We start from the raw sequence: 16431 nt of genomic DNA, 5'->3' as shown, positions 1-16431 counted from the left end.
AGTCACTTTGGGAGCATCCATGCAGTCCGACATTGAAATTTGCCGAAACACCCCTCTATCCTCAATCGATACTATTGCCGCGAATGCAGGTTTACAGCCTGATGAATATGATACGCACGGCAAACACAAAGCCAAAGTTCATCCAAGATGTTTAAACCGTCTCAAAGAAAACAAAGACGGTAAATTAGTATTAGTCACGGCCATAACACCAACGCCACTCGGCGAAGGTAAGACGGTCACAACTATCGGCCTTGCACAAGGGTTAGCAAAGTTAAACCAATCCGTGATGGCCTGCATCAGACAGCCTTCAATGGGACCAGTATTCGGAATCAAAGGTGGTGCGGCCGGCGGTGGTTACTCTCAAGTCGCACCGATGGAAGAGTTAAACTTACATTTAACTGGCGATATTCACGCCGTTACCGCTGCTCATAACCTTGCATCAGCCGCGCTAGATGCTCGTCTATACCACGAGCAACGTGAAGGCTACGACGCATTCGAAGCACGTACTGGTTTAAAAGCGTTAAAAATAGATGTCGACAGTATCACGTGGAAGCGCGTAATGGATCATAATGATCGCGCACTACGCATGGTAAAAATTGGTCTAAACGAGCCAGGTAAAACCATTAATGGCATCGACAGAAGTGAAGGTTTCGACATTTCTGCCGCATCAGAACTCATGGCAATCATTGCACTCGCCAAAGATTTAGCAGACCTGCGTAAACGAATCGGACGAATTGTTGTTGCTTATGATTTAGATGGCCATCCGGTGACGACTGAAGACCTTCAAGTGGCGGGGGCTATGGCTGTAACGTTGAAAGAAGCCATTGCGCCTACACTAATGCAGACTTTAGAAGGTGTCCCTACTCTTATTCACGCTGGTCCCTTTGCGAATATTGCTCACGGCAACTCTTCTATCATCGCTGATGAAATTGCACTAAAACTTTCTAGTTACACTGTAACTGAAGCCGGTTTTGGCTCGGATATGGGGCTGGAGAAAGCATGCAATATAAAAGCAGCAGCCTCAAACCACGCTCCTGATTGTGTGGTGATTGTTGCCACCTTACGTGGCCTAAAAGCGAATTCGGGGCATTATGATCTTCGTCCGGGTGCTGCTATTCCTGAATCGATATTTAATCCTGATAAGCCAGCGCTAGAAGCCGGATTTGAAAACCTGAAGTGGCATATCAATAACGTTAAGAAATACGGTCTTCCTGCCGTTGTCGCGATCAACCAGTTTCCGCAAGACTGCGAACAGGAACTATCCGTACTGCGTCAGATGATTCGTGACTATGACCCAAGTGTCAATGTGGCCATCAGTACCGCTTTCTCAAACGGTGGTGAAGGTACCGTAGAGCTCGCTCAATTTGTGGTAGAAGCATGTAATACTCAAACAGATTTCCGCCCGATTTATACAAAAGAACAAAAGCTGGAAGAGAAATTAATGTCAGTTTGTGAAGCTGGGTATGGCGCGTCAAATGTCGAATTGAGTGAACTGAGCATTTCACAGCTTAAGAGGTTTGAAGCTTTAGGTTTTAATGACCTCGCTGTGTGTATTGCAAAAACACCACTTTCTATCACTACCGACTCCAGCGTCAAAGGGGCTCCACGTGGATTTACGGTTCCAATACGTGAATTACGTTTATGCGCTGGCGCAGGGTTCATTTATGCACTATCAGGCAGTGTGATGACGATGCCAGGGCTTCCGGACAAACCTGCATTTATGAACTTGGATTTAGATGAGGAAGGCAACATTATTGGTTTGTCATAACAACACTACGTCCTGTCATTTAAATTAAACCTCATTATAGAGAGCGTATATCGCTCTCTATCTCATTGTTTCGGCATTACTTTACATTGTAAATTCTTCATACTTTTAAACACTCTTTCAAGTGCATCAATATGGTGCACACTATTTTTACCCTTCCCTAAAATAGGGCATTATTTGTCTGTGTTTAAATTAATCTTATTGATTTATAAAAATTTATTCTATGGCTCGATTCTTGTACTAAAGTTGCATTAGAACATAAACACACTAATACCTGTCATTCAAAATGCCGTTTGCTTGGAACCAACTCTCCCCGGTTCAGCACTATTTTGGGTCATGTATTACAAGGGAAAGGGAACATTATGCAAGACGCACTCGCCGTAATTTTAGCTGGAGGTGTGGGCTCCAGACTTAGCCCACTGACTGATGACCGCGCCAAGCCGGCTGTACCATTTGGTGGTAAATATCGCATCATCGACTTCACTCTAACTAACTGTCTAAATTCAGGTTTAAGAAAAATCTTAGTCCTAACACAATACAAGTCTCATTCGCTACAGAAGCACCTTCGTGATGGTTGGTCGATCTTTAACCCAGAGCTTGGTGAATACATCACCGCCGTCCCTCCTCAAATGCGCAAAGGTGGTGCATGGTATGAAGGTACCGCAGACGCCATCTATCACAACTTGTGGTTGTTGTCCCGAAATGATGCAAAATACGTTGTTGTATTATCTGGCGACCACATCTACCGAATGGATTACGCGGCCATGCTGGAAGAGCACAAAGAGAAAGGCGCTAAACTTACCGTCGCTTGTATGGATGTACCAGTAGAAGAAGCGACGGCGTTTGGCGTGATTGGTACTGCGGAAAATGGGCTGGTTAAGTCCTTTATAGAAAAACCATCAAATCCGCCTACGCTGCCTGAAGATCCTTCTAAGAGTCTTGCGTCTATGGGCATTTACATTTTTGATATGGACGTACTTAAAGAAGCGCTTCGCGAAGATGCAAATAATGAAAACTCAAGCCATGACTTTGGTAAAGACATCATTCCGAAATTAATTGATTCAGAATCGGTATACGCTTACAAGTTTTGCGGCAGCAAAGGACGTGTTGATAAGGACTGCTACTGGCGAGATGTTGGTACGATTGACTCGTTCTTTGAAGCCAATATGGACTTATTAGAACCCGTTCCGCCAATGAACTTATACCAGTCGAACTGGGCCATTCGTACTTATGAGCCACAATTTCCACCAGCACGAACAGTATCATCCGCAACAGGTAATGAAGGCATTTTCATCAACTCTATCATTGCCAATGGTGTGGTCAATTCTGGTGGCTCAGTCCAGCACTCCATTATTTCCTCCAACGTTCGCATAAAAGACAGCGCGACCGTCGTAGACAGCATTCTTTTTGATGATGTTGAAGTTGGTGAAGGTTGCCAGCTAGTTAACTGCATCATCGACAAGCACGTTCGAATCCCACCGAACACTCAAATTGGACTAAATAAAGTAGAAGACGCGAAAAGGTTCCGAATTTCAGAGAAAGGGATTGTCGTTGTTCCTGAAAGTTATACGTTTTAATTCATCGACTCTTTCTGCTTAGTCAAAAAAAGCGCACGATTGATATCGTGCGCTTTTGTGTTAGTTGTCAGATAAAATCTTAGATATTACATACCGTAGACCAGCTACCATCACTTCCCGGCACAGAAGACGTCCACCAGTTTGCTTGGTATACCACACCGTCGTAAATCACCTTATCACCTTGATTAGCATGGCTTGGATTACCAGCCCAATCCGTTTGAGGAAGGTCTGGGTATGTTACCAGACCGGCAGTGTCACAAGTTCCTGGCTCTGTCGTACCGCCATCCCCACCCGTGCCCGAGGTTAAATCACCAATTGGCAAGTCTGGCTGCTCGAATTTAAACGCAAACTCTTTACCGCCGGAAATAACCGTATAGTTCGCTGGCCCCGAAATTGGCAGGTAATAAACCATGTCTAACTCATAGGTTCCGCCTGCAGGAAGTTCTTCCCACGTAGGTAGTGAGAAAGAGACACGATGCATTACGCCATCCAAACCGCCAATGTTGTTTGCACGAGTATGGCCAGAAGCGATAACTTTCAAACCACCACCAGACTGGCCTTTCGCATTGTCCGGTGCGGAAACAGGAACATCAAACTGGAACTCGGTACCTCCGGGAATAGCTTGGCCAGTATTGTTGGTAAAGGTAATTTTAGGGTTAATTGGGTAGTTTTGGTCACCAACTTTAAAGCCGCCAACGCTTACTGTGATATCGACGGCTTCTGTCGGAAGCGCACCCGTAGCAACTTTTTTACCGTATGGTGTTGCGGATTTAAACTTGTCGTAAATGGCTTTTGTCATGGTGTTACCCATGTGATATTCACCATTCCCTGCTGCACACGCCTGCTCGGTTGCATCGACAGAAGTTCGGTTACCGTTTTCATCAAGTAGATAACAGTTGTAGTCACCTGCCAGTTCCCAGAACATAATGCCACCGATCTCTTTGTCGATAACGTAGTCCGCTTTAACTTCGATGGATGCTTTATCTTCCGTAGACAGGAATACACTCTTATCTGCATTCCACAACCACGGGGCTACCGCTACGTCATCATAATGACGAGTGTACGTGCCGACGAGCTGGTCAGTAGGATCATTTACAGGATCAAGACCGTATGCCTCAGCATAAGAACCCCAGATACCTTTCTCCAAGTTCTTCGCATGCCACATAGGGTTAGAACCGGCCCCCATTTCGTTTCCGGCTGGGTCTAGATCATGCCACATGTTGTCAATACCCATCGCACCATGACCACAATTGTTGCTTTCACCTTCGCCTGTACCTGCCGCACATTCAGACTGGTTAGGTAGCGCAGCACGGCCCCATAAACCATTTTCACCGCCAGTGACGCCTTGCCAGCCACGAGTGTAGTAAGGAACACCAATGTTAATCCGGCCTGCTGGCATAGATCCACGGAAGTAATGGTAAGCCCAATCCGTGTTCAGGTAACCGATGCCACCATAAGCTGCCGTACCATACACATTCCACTGAGCAAGCTCCGAGTCTTTCCCGGTATCAAACAGTGCAGCGTTGTGACCGACATGGTCGTTCCAGGCTCCATGTAAGTCGTACGACATAATGTTTACGTAGTCCAGATACTTAGTTACGTCGAACGTTTCCATGCCGCGCAGTAAGTAGCCTGATGACGGTGCGGCAATGGTCAACATGTAATGAACACCATCCTGAGCCGAAGCCGCATCTAACTTCTCGCGCAGTACTTTCATCAACTCTTGGTAAGAGGCCCAAAGGTACGCACGTCTTGGCTCCATAAAATCTGTATCATAAGGGTTGCCAGCGCCAGCCATCGATGTTGGGTATTCGTAATCAATATCCAATCCATCGAATTTATACTTACGCATCATTTCCACAGCAGACGACGCAAACTTTTCAATGCCTGCGTGATTAACTGAGCCGTCAGCATTGGTTGTCATAGTGTAGAAACCACCGTCTGCAACACGCTCACCAGTGGTATCAAAATGGCCACCGGTTTCTGCCCAACCACCGATTGAGATTAACGTCTTAACATCATGTTTTTGCTTATAGGTTGCCAGTGCACCAAAGTGACCTTGGAAACCCAAAGTAGGATCGACTTCTACACCAGGCCACGTTTTTCCGGTTGCAGGGTTGGCTGGATCATTGACATCACCCACATTAACCTTGCCATCAGAGCCAATACTGACGAACGCGTAGTTAATATGAGTTAATTGCTCCCATGGAATGTCTTTTACAAGATACGTAGACTGTGGGTCATCACCACTACGCCAACTGGTGAAGTAACCAATCACACGACGAGGATGATCTGCGCCCATCTTCTCACGCCCTTCTTCGTCGTAGATCGTACAATATGGAACGTCGACACCAGAAGTTTGGTATAACCCATCAGGACGACAGTTAGATCCCACTGAGCCACCATCCACAGTCAGAGTGAGTAATGAAGAATCTGTAGCGGCACCAACATCATCTGTCGCTTTTGCATAGACGGCCAGAGAACCCGATTGTGAAGGAGTAACGTCTAAAGAGTATGGTGCACTTGTCGCGGTTCCTGCTAATACGCCTGCAATGTAAAAATCGACTTTAGTCACGGTACCATCGGTATCGGCTGCATTAGCAGTCAACGTTACACTACCACCTAGCTCTATTGAGGATGTTGAAAGCGTGAGATCAACGGTTGGTGCTTCGTTACTCGCTTGAGAATTTTGAACAGTGAGGGTGACACTGCTTGCTGAACTCACCGCACCAGCATCATCATATGCCAATGTGGAGAAATTATGTTGCCCTTCTGTGGCAGTCCAAGAGGCTGAGAAAGGCGCTGAATTGGACTGTCCAACAATGACACCATCGACAAGGAATTCTACTTTACTTATTGTGCCGTCTGAGTCTGCCGCATCAGCAGATAAAGTTACAACTTCCCCTACGAAAACGGTGTCTGACGCAGAAGGTGAAGTCAAGGCAATCGTTGGGGCGGTGTTTTGTGGTGGTTCAACCTGGTCTGTATTTTCACAAGCCCCCAAGTTTTCCCATTCCCCCCACTCACCAGACTGTGAAGGGTTATTATTCTGTGTCCAATGGCGCGCTTCGTATCCATTACCTTCGAACTTAACCTGCTCACCACCTGTATAAATTGTTGATGACTCCCAAACCTCCAATGGAGAGCAATCAACGGCAGCATAACTGTTGAAAGCCATGAGACAAGAAGCCGTCAGCGTACTAAGCGTAAAAACACTTTTCACTGCTTTCCCGTTTTTAAGGTGCATTTTCCCTTTTCCTTAAGTTATTGTTAAAAAATAAACAAACGTGCTTGTAGCACGCATTTACACTTTTATTTCGAAGTAAAATAACTTAAGTACAGTTTTTAAAAATCACCTCTCACTGTGATCAATTTTCGGTGTCACTTCTCAACAATCCACTACAATGTTGCAAATATGTATCAATTACTTGGCAGCAATCGCTAATTTTTTAGCTCAAATAAATAAGTCCGTCGCAAATTAATAAAACAGGCGAAAAAAGTTATAATTTTTGACTCAAGATCACTAAGACTTTGTTGCTCTTGGCGTTTCATTAAAGTGGCGCTTGTACTCACGACTGAACTGGGACGGACTGCTGTAACCCACCAGTCGAGCCGCATCATTCACTCTCCGTCCTTCTAATTGAATTAAGTCACGAGCTTTATTAAGTCGCACTTTTTTGATGTATTGCAGAGGAGATTCAAGCGTCACGCTACGAAATGCCTGATGAAATGCAGAAATACTCATGTTCGCTTCTTCCGCGAGCGTCTGTACGTTGAGTTGTTCATGGTATGCCTGATGAACACGGGTTAGCGCTTTTGCCACCCTTGCATAGGAGCCCTCCTGATGCGCGAGCTCAAATAACACATACCCTTCCTTGCTGACTAAGGTGCGATACACGATTTCCTCGAGTAGAAGATCACCTAAAATTGCCACGTCCAGCTCATTGCAAAGTGCACTCATCAATCTTTTACACGCATCCAGCATACTCGAGTTCATTTTGACGGATTTAAGTCCACATAGAGAGCTATCTGAGCAGGTATTACTGTAATTTTGAGCTTCTAGTTTTTTGACGAGTTTGTTCAGTAGCGCTGGTGAGATGTCAATTGAGATTCCCAACAATGGCTCGTCGTTGGATGCAAACGCTTCACACTCCAATGGCATCGGTACACCAACGACAAGATAGTCATCTGGACCATATTGAACAGGTGTCGAACCTATATGGATGTTTTTGTGTCCTTGGCCTAAAACAATGATCCCAGATTGATAAACAAAAGGCTGCCGGTTGTTTCCCTTACTACTGCGATAAAACCATACCCCTTCAATCGCGGTTCGTTTGATCCCTTCCAGTTCATGTAAATCATGCTGATCAACATACTGCTTCATAATTTCCGCTAATGAACTCATCCAAAACCTCCACAAGTAACCATACTTTTCTCATTTTGCGGTGATATTGAGTAATATACACTCACTTAAGCAATATATTCTATCAGGCAACGATTAATTTTGTAGAAATAGGCAAGTTATTTCCAGAAATGAGCCTACTACTTCCCACCACACAGTACTAATATGCACGTATTCAATCTCCTCAACAAAGAAACAAGAGGCCTGTAATGAACTTTTCTTATGTCAACCCGACCAAAATTTACTTTGGTCAGAACCAAATCGCTTCAATTAAAGAAGCCATCCCTGCAGACCAAAAAGTACTGGTCATATACGGTGGTGGTTCTATCAAGAAGAATGGTGTTTATGATCAAGTAGCGGATGCGCTACAAGGCCATGAGTGGTTAGAGTTCTCTGGCGTAGAGCCAAACCCGACCAAAGAAACGCTAGACAAAGCCGTAGAGATTGTAAAAGCACAAAACGTCGACTTTATTCTTGCCGTGGGTGGTGGTTCTGTTATTGATGGTTCGAAGTACGTGGCAGCAGCGTCTAAATATGATGGTGACGGTTGGGATATCCTGATTGGTCAACATCAAGTGGAAGAAGCGCTACCGTTAGCAGCGATTTTAACACTACCTGCAACGGGCTCTGAATCCAACATGGGTGCTGTTATCACCAAAGCAGAAACTCAAGATAAACTTCCGTTCATGTCACCGGCGGTACAACCAAAATTTGCCGTTCTTGACCCAGATGTGATGAAAACACTGCCAGAACGCCAGTTAATCAACGGTATTGTGGATGCTTGGGTACACGTTTGTGAACAGTACTTAACGTTACCAACGGGTGCAATGGTACAAGACGGGTACGCAGAGACCTTGCTAAAAACGCTAAAAGCACTAGGTGAACAATTTGCCGAGCGCGATGATGACAAATGGCGAGCAAACCTTATGTGGTCAGCGAATCAGGCGCTGAACGGTCTCATTGGTAGCGGTGTGCCTCACGATTGGGCGACACACATGATCGGTCACGAATTGACTGCAGTTTGGGGCGTCGATCACGCGCGATCACTTGCGATCATTCAACCATCTCTACTTCGCAACCAAATGAAGTTCAAGCGAGCGAAGCTAGAACAAATGGGCCGAAATGTATTTGCGTTAGAAGCGAGTGATGATCTTGCTGAGCGCACTGTTCAGTTGATTGAAGATTTTTATCACCAATTAGGTGTTGCAACCAAACTTGAAAATTACGGTGATAACCGTCAGCAGGCAATTGATACGGTTATCGAGCAATTAGAAAAACACGGAATGACTGTCCTTGGTGAAAACCAGGCCATTGACCTTGCTACTAGCCGCGAAATTCTTGATTTAGCCATCGCGTAAGAGCGTTTTTCACACCGACTGATATAGCGTTACGGTATTGTGCATACAAAGTCACAATACCGTTTTTTATGCTACGCTTTAAAAATATGAGTTTTGATATCTAGGCTTTTAAGGCTAAATGTAACGTTAATAAAAGCAATACTCCTTAAGAGCTCGAAAATACTAAAAATAATTTAATTTTAAAGCGGCAGCTTAGCGTAAACAAAAATATGAAAGAGTTAGTGTCCTACTTGGATATCTTGCTCGAGCGATAGCACCATGCTGCTTAGTTTGTCTATTCAAGAGAACAATCTATGTGGCTAGTCGTTGTCGTATTGGCGTCCTTGCATATTATGAGTATTCGTAACGGTCCGAAGTGGCTGTTTTACGCATCAAAACCGCTCCCGCTTCTCTTAATGATTGGCATTTTGATCACATCCGAAGCTACCCATCTACCCTACACCCAATGGATTTTATTAGGTCTGTCGCTCTCCCTGTTTGGAGACATTTTGCTTATGTCACACAGAAACAAGTCACTGCTAGGATTCAGTGCATTCTGCTTAGCCCATTTATCCTACTGTTTTAGTTTTGCACTCATCTCCGCTTGGCATATCACACCCTGGTTACCCATCGCCATCTTTGGTTTAGGTGGTTGTATTTATATGTTTTTTAGACCGAGTCTGGGAAAACAGAAATTACCCGTAGCAATCTATATACTGGTTTTGATGGCGATGAGTTGGATGGCACTGGAATACTATTTAAGTGGTCAGACTCAATCTTCATCCTTTGCTATATTGGGATGTTTACTCTTCGTTATTTCCGGAATGGTATTGGCGTTCGGACGCTTTGACGGTCAATCCATTTTTTCCCGTCAGGTAGTCATGGTGACCTATTACTCAGCGCAAACTCTTATTACGATGTCGGTAATCGCCATTGTGATTCGTACCCCTTATCTAACCGTTATCAATGCATAATCGGCATTGTTAGACGCAGTGTGTAGAAAGCCCTTTCGTTCCATTCTTATTCAAATATGTGTTCACACTAACTGAAATCAAGCTCATGACTTGCTATGTTTAAGTCATCGTTACCCTAAAAGCGTGAACTTTTGAAAGAGACTACTCCCGTCGTTGAGTTTAACAACGTAAACAAATGGTATGGTGATTACCACGCTCTCAAAGATATCAACTTTTCTGTCCACTCAGGTGAAATCGTTGTTGTGTGTGGACCGTCAGGGTCAGGGAAATCAACGCTTATTCGCTGTATTAACGACTTAGAGTCGATACAAGAGGGTCAGCTTTACGTTTTTGGACAACCCGCACGCAACAAAGGGATCAAGCCAGGAAAAATAGGCATGGTGTTTCAGCACTTTCACCTTTTTCCACATCTGACCGTACTCGAAAACCTTATGCTCGCGCCCATGCGAACACTAAAACTTTCAAAACAACAAGCGGAACAGCGCGCACGTCACTATCTCAAACGTGTCGATATTGAAGAGCAAGCAGAGAAGTACCCAATTCAATTGTCAGGAGGGCAACAACAAAGAGTTGCGATTGCACGCTCCCTTTGTATGGAACCAGACCTGCTATTATTTGATGAGCCAACCTCAGCACTAGATCCCGAAATGATCAACGAGGTGCTTGATGTAATGGTAGAGCTTGCGCAAACCGGCGTGACCATGATTTGTGTGACTCACGAAATGGGATTTGCTAAAAAAGTAGCAAACCGAGTCGTGTTTATGGATGAAGGCGAAATCGTAGAAATCAACTCCCCTGCGGCCTTATTTAATAGCCCTCAGCACCCGAGAACGCGTGCGTTTCTAAACCAGATTTTAAGTTATTGATGATACGACGAGTATTTAAACCAGCATTACAAGCGCTCATGCAAATGGTGATTCTGTTTGTTGCAATTGTCTGGGTACTCGACTCCGGCGCACAAGCCATGGGTTATGAGTGGCAATGGGATCGCGTGCCGGATTACATCGCGTTTTATGAAGACGGTGAATGGTGGTCTGCAGAGCTGATCAGCGGTCTAGTTGTCACACTAAAAATCTCAGCCATCAGTCTGTTTTTCACTTTAGTCTTCGGTTTAGTCACAGCGCTACTCCGGCTAAGTGATTCAAAAATCGGGAATGTCATTGGCAGCGCATACGTTGAGCTGATCCGTAACACACCATTATTAGTTCAAATCTATCTGCTTTACTTTGTGTTTGGCCCGGTTATCGGGCTAGACAGATTTAGCACCGCCGTTTTAGCGCTATCACTTTTTCAAGGCGCTTACACCGCAGAGATCTTCCGTGCGGGGTTAAACAGTATTCCCAAAGGCCAGTTTGAAGCAGCAAAGACGCTCGGCCTTTCATCATTCTATAGTTATAAAGACGTTATCTTGCCTCAGGTACTGCAACGTACATTGCCGCCATTAACCAACGAAGTGGTGTCGCTGATAAAAAACTCTTCCATCGTCAGCGTGATGGCTATTTTCGACCTCACAACCGAAGCGAGAAATATTGTCTCAGAGACGGCAATGCCGTTTGAAATTTGGTTTACCGTGGCAGCGATTTACCTTGCTCTCACACTCTCATTATCCGGCCTATCCGCGTTGCTGGAACACAAATTAGGAGCCAGTTGGCGCAAATTATAAGGAGATAACATGACGTTATTCAAAGCGACCATCACTGCGATATTGGGGCTTGCTCTCTCTTTACCTTCGTTAGCAAGTGAAGAATCTACAACTGCAAATTTAGATCAAATCAAAGAAAGAGGAACGCTACGCGTTGGCATGTCGACTTTCGTACCTTGGGCAATGCGCAATAAACAAGGGGAGCTCATCGGCTTTGAAATTGACGTAGCAAAACGACTGGCTGCCGATTCTGATTTGAACGTCGAGTTTGTCCCTACTGCCTGGGATGGCATCATCCCCGCACTTCTTGCTAAAAAGTTTGATGTCATTATCGGTGGTATGTCAATCACACCTGAGCGCTCAAAAAGCGTGTTATTTACTGAACCGTATTCCCACTCTGGCGTACAGGTAGCGGCAAACAAAGAGCTCGCGTCTGGTTTTACTCAGCTGTCTGACTTTGACTCTCGCCGAGTCAATATCGCGGTTCGTCGCGGAGCATTTACCGTTCAAGTTGCACGAGAAAATTTCCCTAAAGCAAAGCTTTTGCAGTTTGATGATGATGCACAGGCGTTTCAGGAAGTACTAAATGGTAACGCTCACGCGGTAATCGCCTCAAGCCCTAAACCTGAGCACGAAACCGTTAAGCACAGCGACAAGTTATTCCTGCCATTTTCTGAGCGTCTTTCAAAAGGAAACGAAGCCTTTGCTGTCCGCTTAGGTGAAGACGATAAGAAAGCCTTCTTTAATAAATGGATAGAAGCACGTACTCAAGATGGTTGGTTGAAAGAACGTTATGAGTACTGGTTCTCAACACTAGATTGGCAGGATCAAGTCGCACAAGGTCAATAACTTTGCATGGCTGAAACGAGGCTCACTATGAAACGAGCCTCGGTCTAAAAATAAAAAAGAATTGGAGACAATAAATTTGAGCGGACAAACGAGCACTCGACTGGCACCAGGCAAAACTCGATCAGGTTCGATATTGGCACGCTTTCACTTGCTCGACGTGGTGTTAGTGGCTATTTGTGCAATCGTCGGTTTCTGGCTCTACTATCGCTCAACCATTGGTATCAACTACATTTGGCACTGGTCGGAAGCATTCAATCTACTCTTTACCCCAAGAGCTGATGGCAGTCTCCCTTACTTTTTTCAGGGTTTGATCTCTACACTAAGGCTGAGCCTTTGGGGCCTTACCTTTGCATTAGTGCTGGGAACGCTGCTTGGATTGGCTCGCTTCTCAAATGCTGTTTGGCTACGCACGCCAGCCAACGCGTTTATCCAGCTAGTTAGAAATATTCCACCTTTAGTGTTTGTATTTATCTTCTACTTTTTTATTTCTAACCAATTGATCCCGCTGCTTGGTTTAGATTCGCTCTTACGCAACTATCAAGGTGAGCCTAATTCACTCCAACACTTTTTATTTGGTCCCGCACAGCTGTGGGAAAATCTCGCATCTGGCGTACTTTGTGTTGGATTACTCTCATCGGCATACATCGCGGAAGTCGTTCGTGCGGGCTTGCAGAGTATCGAACAAGGTCAATGGGAAGCCGCAGACTCTTTGGGCCTGTCACGCTGGATAAAATACCGCTTTGTCATCGCCCCGCAAGTGCTTAAAGCAATCACCCCTGCACTCGCCGGTCAAACCATCTCGTTAGTCAAAGACACCTCAATTGTCTCTCTTATTTCTATCCAGGAGATGACGTTTGTTGGAACTGAGATGGCGAATTCGTCAGGTTATATATTTGAGATTTGGTTGTTCGTAGGTTTTACCTACTTCATCGTCTGCTTTGGGCTTTCGCTGTTTTTTCGCTATGTAGAGAAAAAATCAAAGTCATATTCTTACTAATCAAACACACAACGAAAAAGCGCCGAACGTAATGTCGGCGCTTGTCATCATCATCGAAACCTTATCAGAAGAAATCGATAGAGTTACGTCCGCTTTTCGGATCGCGGCTTGGTTTTGGCTTGTTTTCCGTAGCGGCTTTCTTGCTATTTTTCGGTTTAGTCGCCTTATTGCCTTTATTCTGATTCGATTTATTCGGCTTGCTTGCCGCTTTTGGCTTGTTTGACGAAGGCTGAGGTTTACTTTGCTGCTTTTGCGGAGCTTGCTTAGGCTTTGCTTCTTTCGCTTCAGGTTCCGTGACTGGCGCGTCGCAAACAACAACGTAGTACTCTTGATTGAACTCGAAAAAATCGCCATCGTACATTTTGCGGCGCTTTCTCGTTTCAAGCTCACCGTTGACTGCGACATAACCTTCATCAATGATGTGCTTCGCTTCACCGCCACCACTTACCAAGTTTGCGATTTTGAAAAGCTTATACAACTCGATTGGGTGGGCATCAACTTCGATACCTATCGCTTCGATTTCTATCTCTTCGCCTTCTAACTCTTCGTTATCTAAATAGGCTTCGCGTTCGTAGTCTTGGGTCATGTCGTTTACTCATTTAACTTGTTGATCGGGAGTTTAAACGGATTGCCGGGAAATAGATACCTCAGCGTAATTTTGCAGGAGTCACAGACTAAATTTTAACGTGCTGTTTGTGTTAACTTCGCGGATTAAACCTGCAACAGACAAAGTCTTATGTATATACTGTCCAGATAATTTGTAAAACGAGAACGCATTTTGTCCAGACCAAGCCAGATAACTTTTGTTACGGCGAACCTATTTAATTTTATTGCTCCACCTAATGCCTATTACGACTTTGAGAACATTTATTCTCATGAACAATGGCAAGGAAAGCTTGCCTGGACGCAAAATCAAATTGAAAAACTCGAACCTGACATCATTGGCTTGCAAGAAGTGTTCAGTATCGAAGAAACGAAGTCATTTTTTAAAAGCATTGGGTACCCCTACTTTGCCACTGTCGATACACCTCAAGTAGAAGACGAATACATTTACACCCATCCGGTAGTCGCGATCGCTTCTCGCTTTCCGATAGAACAAGTTCAACCCGTCACGTTTGATCGAAGCTCTCTCATCCCATTTGAGATGAATGCTTCACCAGAATTTAGCCGTAAGCCAATTTACGCGCAGATTGTGCATCCGACACTTGGTCATATCGCGGTCTACGTTGTTCATTTGAAGTCGCAACGTCCTGCAGATTCAAATAACGCTGAAGACACAAGCCGTGTCCTTGCGCGCTGGTTATCAACACAGCAACGGGGATGGGAAGCCGCCATGCTTCGAGATTCAATGCAGAATCAATACAAAAACGCACCGATGCCAACGGTTTTAATGGGTGATATGAACCAACCCATCACAAACAACGGCGTAAACAGCGTATTAACTGAAATTTTTAGTGACAGCGTCACTGAGTTGCAAATCAGAGATGGGTGGGATTTACAAGTGTCACCGACGCTCAACGATCGCCCTGCAACCCACTATCATTTTTCTAAAGGCAATGTGCTCGACTACATACTGCTGTCACAAGAGTTTGATGAACATTCTGATGTCTCAGTCGCCGACGTGGTTGACTATCAAGTGTTAGATCAGCATTTGGTTAATCCCTCTTTTGAGAGGGATAAGTACGCCAGCGACCATGCATTTGTCGCACTGACGGTAGAGGTTAAATTGTAGTTAGCAAATCAATTATTACTGGCGCTTCACTATCTTACGAGGAATCAGCTCCACTCCAGGCTTATAACGTTTTGCAGAAGCATTCAATGCGAGTTCCATTGCACTGTCCGCAATGACTTCGAATTGCTGAGGCAAGGAGTTAATTTTTACAGAGAGAAAGTCCAGTAGACGATTATCACCAAACGTCGCTAAACGCACTTTGCTCATTAAATCTGGCTGTTCCAGCATCATGTCTAAAACACCTTCAAGTAAGGTGTAAGACGTGGTGACAATAGCATCAGGAAGATGATCGTCAGCCAACCATTTCTCTAACACCTTTTTACCTTCTTCTCGAGAGAACTGCTGGCCATAGCCGACCTGAACCGTTTTATTTCCTTGCTGGCATGCTGAGCGGAAACCTAATTCACGCTCCTTAGAGATTTGTAAATCAGGCAATGCACCGATCAATCCGACAGAGTTTATCTCGTTTGACAGTACCGATTCGGTTAGCTCCAGCGCTGCATCAAAATCTTCACTCAGTATGCAGCAAAAATGCTCGTCATCCATGGGACGGTCGAGTGCAATCACTGGTGTCCCTGAGTTTTGCAATTTGAGATAAAACTCGTTGGCATTTGGCATACCGCTCGCAACAAACAGCGCATCAATCCGACGACTGATCAACGCTTCAGCAACCTTTTGCTCCGTTTCCGGATCATCATCAGAACAGCCGATTAAAATTTGGTACCCCGCTTTACGCGAGTTTTGTTCGATAAGTTTTGCTAAACGAGCGTAACTGGTGTTTTCCAAATCTGGAATGATAAGCCCAAACGAACGTGAGTTACCCGCTCGTAAAGCGGAAGCCGCATGATCTGGCTTGTAGTTGTGTTCATCGACAACCGCCATGACTCGCTTTTGCGTTTTTTCGCTTATTCGGTATTTCTGCGCTTTCCCGTTGATTACATAGCTCGCAGTTGTTTTCGAAACGCCTGCCAGTTTGGCTATTTCATCCAGTGTCATATTGTTAACCTTATTCTGTGCGCGTGATCATATTAATACATCAATGATCCGACGATAAGTTGAATTATATGCTGAACCGATTCAGTATAAAAGCTGAAAGGATTCAGCAAAAACCTAAAAATTGACCTAAATCACCAAAACACGGCAATTATCAGCCACA

General features: G+C 44.8%; 13 protein-coding genes. 9 read left to right on the top strand and 4 right to left on the bottom strand.

Translation table 11 applies throughout. The features are described from left to right. Positions 1-19: 19 nt before the first annotated feature. Together DBX26_RS16370 and glgC are read left to right on the top strand one after the other, a co-directional pair. Positions 20-1768 carry a formate--tetrahydrofolate ligase gene (locus DBX26_RS16370; protein ID WP_118120007.1) on the top strand — a complete coding sequence of 583 codons (1749 nt, stop codon included), beginning with the start codon at positions 20-22 and terminating at the stop codon, positions 1766-1768. A gap of 359 nt (positions 1769-2127) precedes the next feature. Next, positions 2128-3342 carry a glucose-1-phosphate adenylyltransferase gene (gene glgC, locus DBX26_RS16365; protein ID WP_020334926.1) on the top strand — a complete coding sequence of 405 codons (1215 nt, stop codon included), beginning with the start codon at positions 2128-2130 and terminating at the stop codon, positions 3340-3342. A gap of 79 nt (positions 3343-3421) precedes the next feature. Here glgC and DBX26_RS16360 read toward each other — a convergent pair whose 3' ends face one another. Together DBX26_RS16360 and DBX26_RS16355 are read right to left on the bottom strand one after the other, a co-directional pair. Then, a complete protein-coding gene (locus DBX26_RS16360; protein ID WP_118120005.1) occupies positions 3422-6589 on the bottom strand; it encodes a glycosyl hydrolase family 18 protein in 3168 nt (1055 codons plus the stop codon). A 276-nt stretch (positions 6590-6865) separates the two neighbouring features. After that, positions 6866-7747 (bottom strand): AraC family transcriptional regulator, encoded by an 882-nt coding sequence (locus DBX26_RS16355; RefSeq protein ID WP_118120003.1) that lies wholly within the window; start codon positions 7745-7747, stop codon positions 6866-6868. A gap of 206 nt (positions 7748-7953) precedes the next feature. On the opposite strand from DBX26_RS16355, the gene DBX26_RS16350 reads away from it, so the two are divergent. The 6 genes from DBX26_RS16350 (at position 7954) to DBX26_RS16325 (ending at position 13543) form a co-directional block, all read left to right on the top strand. Continuing rightward, positions 7954-9102, top strand: coding sequence for an iron-containing alcohol dehydrogenase (locus DBX26_RS16350; protein WP_118120001.1), 1149 nt, complete (start codon positions 7954-7956; stop codon positions 9100-9102). Positions 9103-9395: 293 nt separating this feature from the next. Then, positions 9396-10055, top strand: a complete 660-nt coding sequence (locus tag DBX26_RS16345) for a lysoplasmalogenase (protein WP_014234285.1) — start codon at positions 9396-9398, stop codon at positions 10053-10055. A gap of 131 nt (positions 10056-10186) precedes the next feature. Then, positions 10187-10921, top strand: coding sequence for an amino acid ABC transporter ATP-binding protein (locus DBX26_RS16340; RefSeq protein ID WP_118119999.1), 735 nt, complete (start codon positions 10187-10189; stop codon positions 10919-10921). Continuing rightward, positions 10921-11718: an amino acid ABC transporter permease gene (locus DBX26_RS16335; protein WP_065301197.1), complete on the top strand. Its 798-nt coding sequence runs from the start codon at positions 10921-10923 to the stop codon at positions 11716-11718. Before DBX26_RS16340 ends, DBX26_RS16335 begins: the two co-directional genes overlap by 1 nt. 9 nt (positions 11719-11727) lie before the next feature. Further along, the gene (locus DBX26_RS16330; RefSeq protein WP_020334933.1) at positions 11728-12546 is read left to right on the top strand and encodes a transporter substrate-binding domain-containing protein; all 819 of its coding nucleotides are present in this window, start codon (positions 11728-11730) and stop codon (positions 12544-12546) included. A 76-nt stretch (positions 12547-12622) separates the two neighbouring features. Then, entirely contained in the window at positions 12623-13543 is a 921-nt protein-coding gene (locus DBX26_RS16325) for an amino acid ABC transporter permease (protein ID WP_118119997.1), read from the top strand. 64 nt (positions 13544-13607) lie between these two features. Here the strand turns inward: DBX26_RS16325 and DBX26_RS16320 are convergent, their stop codons facing one another. Next, positions 13608-14129, bottom strand: a complete 522-nt coding sequence (locus tag DBX26_RS16320) for an RNA-binding S4 domain-containing protein (protein WP_020334935.1) — start codon at positions 14127-14129, stop codon at positions 13608-13610. A 192-nt stretch (positions 14130-14321) separates the two neighbouring features. Here DBX26_RS16320 and DBX26_RS16315 point away from each other — a divergent pair, with 192 nt between their 5' ends. Next, on the top strand, positions 14322-15275 hold the full coding sequence (locus tag DBX26_RS16315) for an endonuclease/exonuclease/phosphatase family protein (RefSeq protein WP_118119995.1): 954 nt from the start codon (positions 14322-14324) through the stop codon (positions 15273-15275). A gap of 15 nt (positions 15276-15290) precedes the next feature. Here DBX26_RS16315 and cra read toward each other — a convergent pair whose 3' ends face one another. Next, positions 15291-16271 carry a catabolite repressor/activator gene (cra, locus tag DBX26_RS16310; RefSeq protein ID WP_014234292.1) on the bottom strand — a complete coding sequence of 327 codons (981 nt, stop codon included), beginning with the start codon at positions 16269-16271 and terminating at the stop codon, positions 15291-15293. Positions 16272-16431: the final 160 nt, after the last annotated feature.

It is taken from the genome of Vibrio sp. dhg (genome assembly GCF_003443775.1).
Lineage (GTDB): Bacteria > Pseudomonadota > Gammaproteobacteria > Enterobacterales > Vibrionaceae > Vibrio > Vibrio natriegens.
This window is presented reverse-complemented; position numbering and strand designations above follow the sequence as displayed.